At 62.3% G+C, this 12,511-nt stretch carries 11 protein-coding genes and 1 pseudogene; 3 read left to right on the forward strand and 9 right to left on the reverse strand.

All coding sequences use genetic code 11. The features are described from left to right. Nucleotides 1-207: 207 nt before the first annotated feature. The 3 genes from holA to leuS all read right to left on the reverse strand — a co-directional run bounded on the left by holA (nt 208) and on the right by leuS (nt 4,587). Nucleotides 208-1,245: a DNA polymerase III subunit delta gene (gene holA, locus FHK92_RS19140; protein ID WP_181289421.1), complete on the reverse strand. Its 1,038-nt coding sequence runs from the start codon at nt 1,243-1,245 to the stop codon at nt 208-210. 39 nt (nt 1,246-1,284) lie between these two features. Further along, complete coding sequence (locus FHK92_RS19145; RefSeq protein ID WP_181289422.1) at nt 1,285-1,890, reverse strand: LPS-assembly lipoprotein LptE; 606 nt, start codon at nt 1,888-1,890, stop codon at nt 1,285-1,287. 90 nt (nt 1,891-1,980) lie between these two features. Then, nucleotides 1,981-4,587 carry a leucine--tRNA ligase gene (gene leuS, locus FHK92_RS19150; RefSeq protein WP_181289423.1) on the reverse strand — a complete coding sequence of 869 codons (2,607 nt, stop codon included), beginning with the start codon at nt 4,585-4,587 and terminating at the stop codon, nt 1,981-1,983. A 302-nt stretch (nt 4,588-4,889) separates the two neighbouring features. Here leuS and FHK92_RS19155 point away from each other — a divergent pair, with 302 nt between their 5' ends. Next, entirely contained in the window at nt 4,890-5,210 is a 321-nt protein-coding gene (locus tag FHK92_RS19155) for a hypothetical protein (RefSeq protein ID WP_181289424.1), read from the forward strand. A gap of 103 nt (nt 5,211-5,313) precedes the next feature. After that, nucleotides 5,314-6,075 (forward strand): YdcF family protein, encoded by a 762-nt coding sequence (locus FHK92_RS19160; RefSeq protein ID WP_181289425.1) that lies wholly within the window; start codon nt 5,314-5,316, stop codon nt 6,073-6,075. 155 nt (nt 6,076-6,230) lie between these two features. On the opposite strand, the gene lnt is transcribed toward FHK92_RS19160, so the two are convergent. The 5 genes from lnt to miaB all read right to left on the reverse strand — a co-directional run bounded on the left by lnt (nt 6,231) and on the right by miaB (nt 11,668). Next, a complete protein-coding gene (lnt, locus tag FHK92_RS19165; RefSeq protein WP_181289426.1) occupies nt 6,231-7,754 on the reverse strand; it encodes an apolipoprotein N-acyltransferase in 1,524 nt (507 codons plus the stop codon). 27 nt (nt 7,755-7,781) lie between these two features. Continuing rightward, nucleotides 7,782-8,621, reverse strand: a complete 840-nt coding sequence (locus FHK92_RS19170; RefSeq protein ID WP_030140361.1) for an HlyC/CorC family transporter — start codon at nt 8,619-8,621, stop codon at nt 7,782-7,784. Between the two features lie 39 nt (nt 8,622-8,660). Continuing rightward, complete coding sequence (gene ybeY, locus FHK92_RS19175; protein WP_181289480.1) at nt 8,661-9,119, reverse strand: rRNA maturation RNase YbeY; 459 nt, start codon at nt 9,117-9,119, stop codon at nt 8,661-8,663. Next, a complete protein-coding gene (locus FHK92_RS19180; RefSeq protein WP_181289427.1) occupies nt 9,112-10,122 on the reverse strand; it encodes a PhoH family protein in 1,011 nt (336 codons plus the stop codon). Before FHK92_RS19180 ends, ybeY begins: the two co-directional genes overlap by 8 nt. 217 nt (nt 10,123-10,339) lie before the next feature. Then, on the reverse strand, nt 10,340-11,668 hold the full coding sequence (gene miaB / locus FHK92_RS19185; RefSeq protein ID WP_167659362.1) for a tRNA (N6-isopentenyl adenosine(37)-C2)-methylthiotransferase MiaB: 1,329 nt from the start codon (nt 11,666-11,668) through the stop codon (nt 10,340-10,342). A gap of 133 nt (nt 11,669-11,801) precedes the next feature. Between miaB and FHK92_RS19190 the strand changes: the two genes are divergently transcribed. Beyond that, nucleotides 11,802-12,131, forward strand: coding sequence for a DUF1820 family protein (locus FHK92_RS19190; RefSeq protein WP_003185742.1), 330 nt, complete (start codon nt 11,802-11,804; stop codon nt 12,129-12,131). Between the two features lie 196 nt (nt 12,132-12,327). Here the strand turns inward: FHK92_RS19190 and FHK92_RS19195 are convergent. Continuing rightward, nucleotides 12,328-12,462, reverse strand: a pseudogene (locus FHK92_RS19195) (tetratricopeptide repeat protein); the annotation flags it as partial. Nucleotides 12,463-12,511 lie beyond the last annotated feature (49 nt).

A 12,511-nucleotide genomic window follows, 5' to 3' on the forward strand; every position in this document is an offset into this window, starting at 1 on the left:
GTTTTGTCCAGTCCCTGCATTGCGTAGGAAGTTTCAAGGATGGGTAAGGGACATTGTGGCTGGGGCGCATTTGTGGCGAGGGAGCTTGCTCCCGCTGGGCTGCGCAGCAGCCCCAAAAAACAGGGCCGCTACGCGCCCCAGCGGGAGCAAGCTCCCTCGCCACAAAAAGCATCCTTGACACAAAAATCTGTTGCCTGGAAAAGAGGTTTATTCCGCAGGTAAAGGCAGCCGTTGACCCGCCATCAACAACGACAACCGACTGAGGCTCATCCACGGCGAGCCGGCAGCCTGGCCCTTGATTTGCGCATCGATGCGCTGGGCTTCCAGCAGCAGTTGTGCCCAGCGTGACGCCGAATACCGTTGCAGCGCTTTGCTCATCAGCGGTTTGCGTTTATCCCACACGGGCGGACGGGCTTGGCTGAAGGCCTTGTCCAGGGGGACGCCCTGGCTGTATTGCAGCGACAGATTGGCCAGCAGCCGCAGCTCCCGGGCCAAGGCCCAGAGGATCACCGGTGGCTCGACGCCTTCGCCCCGCAGGCCTTCGAGCATGCGCAAGGCGTGGGCGGCTTCGCCGTTGAGGATCGCATCGGTCAGCCCGAAGACGTCGAAGCGGGCGCTGTCGGCCACGGCGGCCTGGACCGTTTCCACGGTGATCTGCCCGCCCTCGGCCATCAGCTTGAGCTTTTCTATTTCCTGGGCGGCGGCCAGCAGGTTGCCTTCGACCCGGGCGGCGATCAATTCCACCGCGTCCTGGCTGGCCGACAGCCCGGCCTGGGACAGGCGCTGGCGGATCCAGCTTGGCAATTGGCTCACATCCACTGGCCAGATCTGCACGAACTGGGTCTGCGGTCCTTCGACCAGGGCCTTGCCCCACTTGGTTTTCTGCGCGCTGCCGTCGAGCTTAGGCAGGCTGATGAGCAGCACCGTGTCTTCGGCCGGTCGCGAGCAATATTCGATCAGCGCGGCGGCGCCTTTGTCACCGGGTTTGCCTGACGGCAAACGCAGTTCCAGCAGGCGTTTCTCGGCGAACAGCGACATGCTTGCCCCGGCCTGCAACAACGTACCCCAGTCAAAACTGGCGTCGGCGGCGAACACCTGGCGTTCGTCGAAACCTTGCTGGCGAGCGGCGGAGCGGATGGCGTCGGCGGCTTCCTGGCACAGCAGCGGGTCATCGCCGCTGATGATGTAGACCGGCGCAAGGGCGCCTTGCAGGTGTTTGCCGAGTTGAGCGGGAGCGAGCTTCATAGGAGAAGGCGAGCGGGGCGCCAAGGCGCCCCGCAAGGCTTATTCCGCTGGGATTTGCATTGGCGACTGTTGCGGGGTTTCCGCCTCAGCCTTGCGTGCTGCTTCCAGTGCGTCGGCTTCTTGCTTGGCCTTGGCGTCAGCGGTCTGCTGCAATTGCTCCAGCTGACCTGGGCTCAACTGCTGCAGGCGCAGCATCATCCGCTGGACCATGTCGCGACGCATCTCTTCGCGCACTTCGCTGGACTCCTGGTCGGAGCCGGTGATGTTGTTGCCGTCATGCAGGTAGACCTTCTGCACTTGCAGCTTGTCGTCCAGCAGCACCAGGTTGTTCCGGCCGCGGATTTCATAGTTCAGCACGTTGTTCAGCTCGTACTCGGCGGAACGACCGGCGCCGGCATAGCTCAGGCTGCGCTGGCTTTGCTGCTCACGGGTCAAGACCAGCTTGTACGGGGCACCGTTGTAGACCTTCACACCGCTGTCTTCCAGCGAGTCGCGCAACGCTTTTACTGTTTCGCCATAAGCATCACGGGCGCTGAGGTCCAGCTCGGTGATGGCCAGTTCGGTGGTGCCGGTGCCGCGCAGCTGGAAGCCGCAGGCGCTCAACAGGACCGCGAGGCCCATCACCAGCAGATTACGTTTGATCATCTTGTTGCTCCCCTTGAAACCCATGGGCCGGTCGTGCGGCCCCGCAGGTCATGTTCGGCGCCGGACCCGTGGCCCGGTCGCCCGGTCCAATTAGCTTGCGACGATATTGACCAGCTTGCCGGGCACGACGATCACTTTACGAATCGTCAGGCCATCGACAAAGCGCAGCACGTTCTCATTGGCTCGCGCCGCGGCTTCGACTTCTTCGCGAGTGGCGGCAGCGGGCATTTCGATCTGGCCGCGCAGCTTGCCATTGACCTGGATGACCAGGGTCAGGCTGTCCTGCACCAGCGCGGTTTCGTCCACCAGCGGCCAACGGGCGTCGATCACCGGGTCGGCGTGACCCAGTTGATTCCACAACTCGTGGCTGATGTGCGGGGTGATCGGCGCCAGCAGCAGCGTCACGGCTTCCAGGCCTTCATGGATCAACGCGCGATCCTGCTCGGTGCCTTGGGCGGCTTTTTCCAGTACGTTCATCAGCGTCATCACCTGGGCGATGGCGGTGTTGAATTTGTGGTTCTGGCCGACGTCATGGCTGGCCTGCTTGATGGCCAGGTGGATCGCGCGGCGAACGGCTTTCTGCTCGTCGTTCAGGCTGGCCACGTCCAGTTTGCCCGGCAGGCCTTGGGTGACGTGGGCCTGGGCCAGGCGCCAGACGCGCTTGAGGAAACGGTGCGAGCCCTCGACGCCCGAGTCGGACCATTCGGCGCTCATGTCGGGCGGCGAGGCGAACATCATGAACAGGCGGCAGGTGTCTGCGCCGAACTGGTCGATCATCGACTGTGGGTCGACGCCGTTGTTCTTCGACTTGGCCATTTTCTCGGTGCCGCCGATTTCCACCGGCAGGCCGTCGGCGATCAGCTTGGCGCTGATGACCTTGGCCTTGCTGTCACGCTCGAGCTCGACGTCGCTCGGGTTGAACCAGGTGTAGGCACCGTTGGCTTCGCGACGATAATAAGTCTCGGCGATCACCATGCCCTGGGTCAGCAGGTTCTTGAACGGCTCGTTGGAGCTCACCAGGCCTTCGTCGCGCATCAGCTTGTGGAAGAAACGCGCGTAGAGCAGGTGGAGAATGGCGTGTTCGATGCCGCCGATGTACTGGTCCACCGGCAACCAATGGTCGGCCGCGGATTTTTCCACCAGGCCGCCTTCAAAGTGCGGCGAGGCGTAGCGCGCGTAGTACCACGAGGACTCGACAAAGGTGTCCATGGTGTCGGTTTCGCGCTTGGCCGGTGCACCGCATTTCGGGCAGTTGCACTCATAGAACTCGGGCATGCGCGCCAGGGGCGAACCGGCGCCGTCGGGTACGACGTCTTCCGGCAGGACCACCGGCAATTGATCTTCCGGCACCGGTACGTCGCCGCAGGTGTCGCAATGCACGATCGGGATCGGGCAGCCCCAGTAGCGCTGGCGGCTGATGCCCCAGTCGCGCAGGCGGAACTGGGTGCGCGAGGCGCCGAGGTTCTTCTTGATGAGGGCCACTTCGATGGCATCGAACGCGCCGGCGAAATCCAGGCCGTTGAACTCACCGGAATTGATCAGCTCGCCGTGCTCACCGTAGGCGTCTTGCCAAGGTGCCGGGGTCTGGTCGCCGGCGCTGGTGCGCACGACCGGTTTGACCGGCAGGTTGTATTTGTGGGCGAATTCGAAATCGCGCTCGTCGTGGGCCGGAACGGCCATGACTGCGCCGTCGCCGTAGTGCATCAACACGTAGTTGGCGACCCACACCGGCAGTTTCTCGCCGGTGAGCGGGTGCTCGACGAACAGCGAAGTCGGCAGGCCTTTCTTCTCTTGGGTGGCAACGTCGGCTTCGGCGACGCTGCCGCCCTTGCATTCGGCGATGAACGCCTGCAGCTCGGGGTTGTTCTGCGCTGCCAGGGTCGCCAGCGGGTGCTCGGCGGCCACGGCCACGTAAGTGGCGCCCATCAGGGTGTCCGGGCGGGTGGTGAAGACTTTCAGGGTGCCGGCTTCGCCAATGGAGGCGACGTCGTAGGGGAACTGCACTTCCATGCCCCGGGACTTGCCGATCCAGTTGCGCTGCATGGTCTTGACCTGCTCGGGCCAGCCGGTCAGCTCGTCGAGGCTCTCCAGGAGTTCATCCGCGTAGGCGGTGATCTTGAAGTAGTACATCGGGATCTCGCGCTTTTCGATCTGCGCGCCGGAGCGCCAGCCGCGGCCGTCGATCACTTGCTCGTTGGCTAGTACGGTCTGGTCCACCGGGTCCCAGTTCACGGTGCCGTTCTTGCGGTAGATCACGCCTTTTTCGAACAGGCGGGTGAACAGCCATTGTTCCCAGCGGTAGTAATCAGGCTTGCAGGTGGTGACTTCCCGGGACCAGTCCACCGCCAGGCCCAGGCTGCGCAGCTGGGACTTCATGTAGGCGATGTTTTCGTAGGTCCACTTGGCGGGGGCCACGTTGTTCTTCATCGCGGCGTTTTCCGCCGGCATGCCGAAGGCGTCCCAACCCATGGGTTGCAGGACGTTCTTGCCTTGCATGCGCTGGTAGCGGGAGATCACGTCGCCGATGGTGTAGTTGCGCACGTGCCCCATGTGTAGCTTGCCGCTGGGGTAAGGGAACATCGACAGGCAGTAGTAAGTTTCCTTGCCTGGCTGTTCGCTGACTTCAAAGGACTTTTGCTCGTCCCAGAACGACTGGGCGGCGGCTTCGATTTCACGGGGCTGGTAGTGTTCGTGCATGGCTACTTTTGTACTGAATGGGGTGGCCCAATCCTCTTCGTTGCCATGCTGGACGCGGACGACGCCGAATGCGGCGTTTTCGATGCCCAGCCAAGCTGGAAGTGGAGTTACAGGAAGCGCCGTAGCATACATGACCGCGCTCTGCCGAGGGAAACCCTGATTGCTGCCGAACCATCGCCAAGCCTTGCAGACCTTCGTCGACGATCGGCGTTCAGGGCCGTTGGTCGCGGCGCGCTGCCGGTTTGCCCAGCGAAGCTAAGCTTCTCAATGGGGAGTGAGTCTTATCTTCAATGAGGTGAGGGATGGTTGAATCACAACGAAAAGTCGCTACACCTGAGTTATACGAAAAACTGATCGATCGTCTCGGGGTGGCCCTTGACGCTGCAAGAACCGCCGGTCGCTTGCGTGATGAACGCCCGGCAGAGCTGGAACTGCGCGGCTTGAGCCCCGCAGAGTTCGAACTGGTCAAGGCCTACCTTGAGCAGGTCGGGCACCAGGCCCCTGCGATCGGGGCCCAGGCAAACAAGCGTCTCGATGCGCCCCGTTCGGCCAAAGTTGTCTGGCTAAAGGACCGGACGCCCGACAAGGATGCTGTAAAGGTCCGGTCACTGCAGTTCAAGTAACGCCGGATTCACGCGTGTCGCTTTTTTTTGATTCGATGTTTTTGGAATCTGTTGTCGCTTTGCGTCAACCCACCTAGGCTTCGGGCATCTATGGAGATGCCCGATGCCGTTTCGCTATTTCATCAAACAACTTTTATTGCCGCCCGGCATTCTTCTGCTGCTGTTGGCGCTTGCCTGGTGGTGGCGTCACTCCCGGCCGCGCCTGGCCCGGGTGTGTTTCGCCGTGGGGATGGGTGGCTTCTGGCTGCTGAGCCTGCCGGTGGTGGTGCAATGGAGCGCCCGGGCGCTGGAGCGTGAACCGCCGCTGCTGCGCAGCGAATGGGCGACCCTGGCCCAGCGCGCCGATGCCATCGTGGTGCTGGGCTCGGGGCGTGAGCGCGGCGACCTGGCCTGGGGCGCCGACCAGCCCACCGGCATCGGCCTGGAGCGCCAGCGCTATGCCGCGCGGCTGGCCAAGGCGTCCGGTTTGCCGGTGCTGACCACCGGTGGCCTGCATTACGGCACCCCGCCCAGCGAGGCGAAGCTGATGGCCGATTCGATGCTCGACGACTTCGGCGTGACCGTGCGCTGGCAGGAGGAACGCAGCCGCACGACATGGGAAAACGCTCAGATGAGCGCGCAGATTTTGCTGCCCGAAGGCGTGAAGCGCGTGGTGGTCGTGACCCAGGCCTGGCACATGCCACGCGCGGTCTGGAGTTTCGAGCGGGCAGGTTTCGAGGTGATTGCGGCGCCGGTGGGGTTCCTGGGGCAGGATAACGCCCGGCCACTGGGCGGCTGGATGCCGGAATTCAAGTCGATCTGGCAGTCGGGACAGCTCATGAACGAGGCGGTGGGGTTGGTGGGGTATTGGTTGTTCTACCGCTGACTTATCAAGGTGAACGCTATGTGGCGAGGGAGCTTGCTCCCGCTGGGGCGCGAAGCGGCCCCCAAAAAGCGGGGCCTGCTGCGCCCGAAGCGTCGGACCGGTCCAGCGGGAGCAAGCTCCCTCGCCACAGGTTTTTCATCCACATGGGGAAGGAGTCAAACGGTCTTGGCCATCCGTCCCGCCATCAGCGCCCAGCCCAGCAGCAACACGCACAAGATGATCAGCGGCCACGAGCGCCATTGCAGGTAAGGCGTCAGGTCGTGCATCGGCACCACTTCGCCGTAAAGAATGCCCCGTTCGAATTGCGGGATGCTGGCGGTAATCTGGCCAAAGGGGTTGATCAGGCCGGTGACGCCGTTGTTGGTGGCGCGAATCATCCAGCGGCCGGCCTCCAGTGCGCGCATCTGCGCCATCTGCAGGTGTTGCAACGGGCCGATCGAGGTGCCGAACCAGGTGTCGTTGCTGATGGTCAGGAGCAAATCACTGCGCGCCGAAAGGCTGGCGGCGAATTCCGGGTAAACCACCTCATAACAAATGAACGGCGCGATCTGGTATCCCTTGGCCTGTAGCAATGGCTGGTCAGCCGGGCCACGGGCAAAATCCGACATGGGCAGGTCAAAGAATGCGATCAGCCCGCGCAGCAGGTCCTGCAGCGGCACGTATTCGCCGAAGGGCACGAGCTTTTGCTTGAGGTAAGTCCCGTCGCCTTCCCCCGTCACCGTGATGCCGTTGAAGTAGCGTTTTTCGTGGCGCACCAGTTGGCGAATCGGCACGCCGGTAATCAGCGCCGAATGCCGCTCGGCGGCAAAACTGCCCATCATGTCCAGGTAGCCCTGGGCAGACTCCTTGAGCACTGGCACGGCGGTTTCCGGCCAGATCAGCAGGTCGACACGCTTGGAGGTGAAACTCATGTCGCGGTACAGCGCCAACTGGGCGTTGAGCTGTTCCGGGTCCCATTTCATGCTTTGTTCGATGTTGCCCTGGATCGCCGCGACGCTGAGCGGGTCGCCCGAAGGACTGGTCCAGGCATGCCCTTTAAGCGCCATGCCGGCGATCCATGGGCCAACCAACAGCGCCACGCCCGCGACGATGAAGCCTTTGCGCCCGGAGCGCAGCAGTCGGGGCGCGTTGTACAGCAGCGCGGCGGTCAGGGCCAGAGTAAAGGAGATCAGCCACATCCCACCCAGCGGCGCGAGACCGGCCAGAGGACCGTCGAGCTGGCTGTACCCGGAGTAAAGCCAGGGGAAGCCGGTCAGGAACCAGCCGCGAAAAGCCTCTTGGCCCAACCACAGCGCGGCGAACGCCAGGGCATCGGCCAAGGGCGCTTCGCTGCGCCGCAACCACCGCGCCCAGAGCCAGGCGGGCAGGGCGAAAAACCAGGCGATGGCGGCGATGAACAACAGCATCAGCAACCCGGCGAGCAACACCGAGGCGCCACCGAAGTTATGGATGCTGACGTAGATCCAACTCGTGCCGGCGCCAAACAGGCCGAAGCCGAAACACCAGCCGCGTCCCAGCGCCTGGCGCGGCGAGAGTTCGCGCAAGCCGGCATAGAACAGCCCGACCGCCAGCAATGCCAGCGGCCAGATATTGAAGGGCGCCAGGGCCAAGGTGGTGATCGCGCCAGCCGCCACGGCCAGCAGGTTACCGGGCCAGCCGGGGCGGGTTATCCAGCGCATGTGTTTCCTTAGCGGGGCTCGCAGGGTTTAACGGGCAATGGGTGACAGGCGCAGCAGATGAATTCGGCGGCTGTCGGCATTCAGGATGCGGAAGCGCCAGGAACCGATCTCGGTGGTTTCGTTGCGCTTGGGCAGGTGTCCGAAAGCACTCATCACCAGGCCGCCGACGGTGTCGAACTCATCGTCGGAAAATTCGCTGTCAAAAAACTCGTTGAAGCTATCGATCGGCGTCAGCGCCTTGATCAGGAAGTCGCCGCTGGGCAGTGGCTTAATGTAGCTGTCTTCCTCGACGTCATGCTCATCCTCGATGTCGCCGACGATCTGTTCAAGCACGTCTTCAATGGTTACCAGTCCAGCCACGCCGCCGTATTCATCGATGACGATGGCCATGTGGTTGTGGTTGGCGCGGAATTCACGCAACAGCACGTTCAGGCGCTTGGACTCGGGCACGAAGGTGGCCGGACGCAGCAGGTCCTTGATATTGAAGCTGTCGCCGTTCTCCTGGAGGATCAGCGGCAGCAGGTCCTTGGCCAGCAGTACGCCCATGACATCGTCATGGCTTTCGCCGACGACCGGGTAGCGCGAGTGGGCGGAGTCGACCACGGCGGGCAGGAATTCGCGGGGTGTCTGGGTCGCCTTGATGCTGATCATCTGCGAGCGCGGGACCATGATGTCCCGCACTTGCAGGTCAGCGACCTGGATGGCGCCTTCGACGATGGCCAGCGCTTCGCTGTCCAGCAATTTGTTCTGGTGTGCATCGCGCAGAAGCTCCAACAGCTCCTGGCGGTTTTTCGGCTCATGGGCAAAAGCCTGGGTGAGCTTGCCCAGCCATGACTTATGCCCGTTGGTCGATCGATCTTCGCTCATAGCGATTACTCTGAATCCTTTGTCGTTACAGTTGATGTATCAATGGTCGTCGTCGGCGTAGGGGTCGGGATGACCCAGCTCTGCAAGCAACGTTCGTTCCAGTGCTTCCATTTCTTCAGCTTCGTCATCTTCTATATGGTCGTAACCCAATAGATGCAAGCAGCCGTGAATCACCAGATGGGCCCAGTGGGCTTCGGGAGACTTGCCTTGTTCGGCGGCTTCACGCTCAACGACCGGGACGCAGATCACCAGGTCGCCCAGCAGCGGAATGTCGAGCAACTCATCGGGGACGTCGGCGGGGAAGGACAGCACGTTGGTGGCGTAGTCTTTCTGTCGCCAGGTGTGGTTCAGTTCACGACCTTCAGGCTCGTCCACCAGGCGGATCGTCAGCTCGGAGTCGGCGCTGCGCTGGCGCAGGGCCAGTTCGCACCATTGGCGGAACTGGGCTTCGCTGGGGGCGGCGTGTTCACAGGCCACTTGCAGGTCGAGTTCAAGCATTGCGGCCATTGCCTTTGCTCTCGGCCAGCTCTTCCTCGGCGCGATGCTCGAAACGCTCGTAGGCTTCGACAATGCGCTGCACCAACGGGTGGCGCACGACGTCCTTGGGCATGAAGTGCGTGAAGCTGATACCCGGCACATCCTTGAGGACCTGGATCACATGGTTCAGCCCGGACTTGGTGCCCCGCGGCAGGTCGACCTGGGTGATGTCCCCGGTGATGACGGCGGTGGAGCCGAAGCCGATCCGCGTCAGGAACATCTTCATCTGTTCGACCGTGGTGTTCTGGCTTTCGTCGAGAATGATGAAGCTGTTGTTCAGCGTGCGACCACGCATGTAGGCCAGCGGCGCGACCTCGATGACCTGGCGCTCGATCAGCTTGGCGACGTATTCGAAACCGAGCATTTCGTACAGCGCGTCATAGAGCGGACGCAGGTACGGGTCGATTTTCTGGGCCAGGTCGCCTGGCAGGAAGCCGAGCTTTTCGCCCGCTTCGACGGCCGGGCGCACCAGCAGGATGCGTCGTACCTGTTCGCGCTCCAGCGCATCGACGGCGCAAGCCACGGCCAGGTAGGTCTTGCCGGTACCGGCCGGACCGATGCCGAAGTTGATGTCGTTGGCCAGGATTTCCTTCACGTAGCGCTGCTGATTCAAGCCGCGCGGGCGAATCATGCCTTTTTTCGTGCGCAGGGCCACGGCAGGTTCGGAAGGGGCGTGGTTGTCGAGTTCTTCGACCGCCGACTCCTGCAGGAACAGGTGGACCATGTCCGGAGACAGCTCGCTTGCCTTGGTTTCCCGATAGAGGCGGCGCAACAGGTTTTCCGCGGAGGAGGTGAGCTTGGGTTCGCCGATCAGTTCGAACTGGTTCCCGCGGTTGCGGATCTCGATGGCCAGGCGCTGTTCGATCAAGCGCAGGTGCTCGTCGAATTGCCCGCACAGATTGGCGAAGCGGCGAGCCTCAAAGGGCTCGAGTATGAAACGATGAGGTTCGATGGGTGCGTTCAAGGTCGTTTTTAGCCGCCCAGGGGCAATTAAGGTGAAATCAAGGATAACGCCAGTAGGCTGGGTGCGAAAGCTCTTAAGCGGGCGAATCTGACAACAGGCCCCACACAACTCATTGTGGGGGCGAGCTTGCTCGCGATGGGGGCCCTGCATTCAACATACGTATTGACTGTCATGCCGCTATCGCGAGCAAGCTCGCTCCCACAGGGGAATTGCGTTGTTACTGGACCAGCGAACCCCGCAGCGAGTGCGGTTGCGCGGCATCGATGTGCACGTCGGCGAACTGGCCGATCAAGGCCGGCGTGTCGCAACGGAAGTTGACGATGCGGTTGTTCTCGGTACGGCCCTGTAATTCGCCCGGGTCTTTTTTCGAGTAATCGGTGACCAGGATGCGCTGGATCGAACCGACCATTTGTCGGCTGATCTCGAAACCCTGCTGGTTCAGGCGGTGCTGCAAGGCGTTGAGTCGTTCCTTTTTCACTTCTTCCGGGGTTTCGTCCGCGAGGTCGGCCGCCGGGGTGCCAGGGCGCTGGCTATAGACGAAGGAATAGGAGAAGTCGAAGCCCACATCCTCGATCAACTTCATGGTTTGCTGGAAATCTTTCTCGGTTTCGCCAGGGAAACCGACGATAAAGTCCGAACTGATGCAGATGCCCGGCACTGCCGCACGCAGCTTGCGCAGTTTGGATTTGTACTCCAGCGCCGTGTGGTTGCGCTTCATGGCGGCGAGGATCCGGTCGGAGCCCGATTGCACCGGCAGGTGCAGGTGCTTGACCAGCTCGGGGACCTCGGCGTGGGCCTGGATCAGGCTGTCGGAGAACTCCAGCGGATGGGAGGTGGTGTAGCGGATGCGGTCGATGCCGTCCACCGCCGCCACGACGCGGATCAGCTCGGCGAGGTCCGCCAGGCGACCGTCGTGGGTCAGGCCGCGATAGCCGTTGACGTTCTGCCCCAGCAGGGTCACTTCGCGCACGCCGTTTTCCGCCAGGTGGATGATTTCGGCGATCACGTCGTCGAAGGGCCGGCTGACTTCTTCGCCGCGGGTATAGGGCACCACGCAGAACGTGCAGTATTTGCTGCAGCCTTCCATTACCGACACGTAGGCACTGGGGCCGTCGATACGTGGCTCGGGCAAATGGTCGAATTTTTCGATTTCCGGGAACGAGACGTCCACTTGCGGCAGCTTGGTGCTACGCGCGGCGTCGATCATTTCCGGCAGGCGGTGCAAGGTCTGCGGGCCGAAGACCACGTCCACGTAGGGCGCACGATCACGAATGGCGGCGCCTTCCTGGCTGGCCACGCAACCGCCCACGGCGATGACCATTTCCGGGTTGGCGAGCTTCAGTTCGCGCCAGCGGCCGAGCTGGGAATACACCCGGTCCTGGGCGCGCTCACGGATCGAGCAGGTGTTGAGCAGGATCACGTCCGCGTCTTCGGCGCGGGCGGTGACTTCCAGGGCCTGGTGTTCACCCAGCAGATCGACCATGCGCGAGCTGTCGTACTCGTTCATCTGGCAACCGTGGGTTTCGATGTAAAGCTTCTTGGCCATGGACGGGGTCATCACGTGATTCAAAGAACCGCGCATTATAGGGAACAAGTCCCGCTGTTCCTACCGTTGTGCGAGCAGTGGCTATGCTATAGTTCGCGCCCTCATTTTTACCCGCCGATGTGTTTCGCCAGCCATGACCAAACGTGAAGCTCCAATCTACAAGGTGATTTTCCTCAACCAGGGCCAGGTGTTCGAGATGTACGCCAAGCAGATCTATCAAAGTGATCTGTGGGGCTTCCTGGAGGTTGAGGAATTCGTCTTTGGCGAGCGCACGCAAGTGGTCGTCGACCCGAGCGAAGAAAAGCTCAAGGCGCAGTTCGAAGGCGTGGTGCGCAGCTTCGTGCCGATGCATTCGATCGTGCGCATCGATGAAGTGGAGCGCCTGGGCACTCCGAAGATCAGCGAAGCCCGCGGCGCGGTCGGCAATGTCATGCCGTTTCCGATGCCGATGCCTGAGAAATAAAAATCCGCTGGCAAGCTGAGCGCAGTCCTTTGTGGCGAGGGAGCTTGCTCCCGCTGGGCCGGTCCGACGCCTCGGGCGAAGCGGCCCCCAGATGTTGCGGTCGCTGCGCAACCGAGCGGGAGCAAGCGCCCTCGCCACGATAAGTACCAGTACCCGTTCTGCGGCGGGTTCAGGGCTGCGGGGAAAAGGCATACGCCTATTCCATGAGGTATTTGCGAAAGATCTGCCCTAGCACCTGGGGCGCCACTTCCAGCTCGTCGCGGGGCATCTGTTCGGCGGCTTCATCGGCGGTGTCCGGGGCTTCTTCGACGGCGTTGACCGCCGCCATCTTCTTCCCGAGGCAATCGGCAAAATGACCGGCTCGGTGGCTACTCAGGAGC

Origin of the sequence: Pseudomonas brassicacearum subsp. neoaurantiaca (genome assembly GCF_013608025.1) — a bacterium.
In the GTDB taxonomy this organism is placed as follows: Bacteria; Pseudomonadota; Gammaproteobacteria; order Pseudomonadales; family Pseudomonadaceae; genus Aquipseudomonas.

Excerpts from the sequence above, each read along its gene's own strand:
- FHK92_RS19155 (WP_181289424.1), top strand. The coding sequence starts at position 4,890 with ATGGTTGAATCACAACGAAAAGTCGCTACACCTGAGTTATACGAAAAA.
- ybeY (WP_181289480.1), bottom strand. The coding sequence starts at position 9,119 with ATGCTTGAACTCGACCTGCAAGTGGCCTGTGAACACGCCGCCCCCAGC.
- lnt (WP_181289426.1), bottom strand. The coding sequence starts at position 7,754 with ATGCGCTGGATAACCCGCCCCGGCTGGCCCGGTAACCTGCTGGCCGTG.
- leuS (WP_181289423.1), bottom strand. The coding sequence starts at position 4,587 with ATGCACGAACACTACCAGCCCCGTGAAATCGAAGCCGCCGCCCAGTCG.
- miaB (WP_167659362.1), bottom strand. The coding sequence starts at position 11,668 with ATGGCCAAGAAGCTTTACATCGAAACCCACGGTTGCCAGATGAACGAG.
- holA (WP_181289421.1), bottom strand. The coding sequence starts at position 1,245 with ATGAAGCTCGCTCCCGCTCAACTCGGCAAACACCTGCAAGGCGCCCTT.
- FHK92_RS19190 (WP_003185742.1), top strand. The coding sequence starts at position 11,802 with ATGACCAAACGTGAAGCTCCAATCTACAAGGTGATTTTCCTCAACCAG.
- FHK92_RS19170 (WP_030140361.1), bottom strand. The coding sequence starts at position 8,621 with ATGAGCGAAGATCGATCGACCAACGGGCATAAGTCATGGCTGGGCAAG.
- FHK92_RS19145 (WP_181289422.1), bottom strand. The coding sequence starts at position 1,890 with ATGATCAAACGTAATCTGCTGGTGATGGGCCTCGCGGTCCTGTTGAGC.
- FHK92_RS19160 (WP_181289425.1), top strand. The coding sequence starts at position 5,314 with ATGCCGTTTCGCTATTTCATCAAACAACTTTTATTGCCGCCCGGCATT.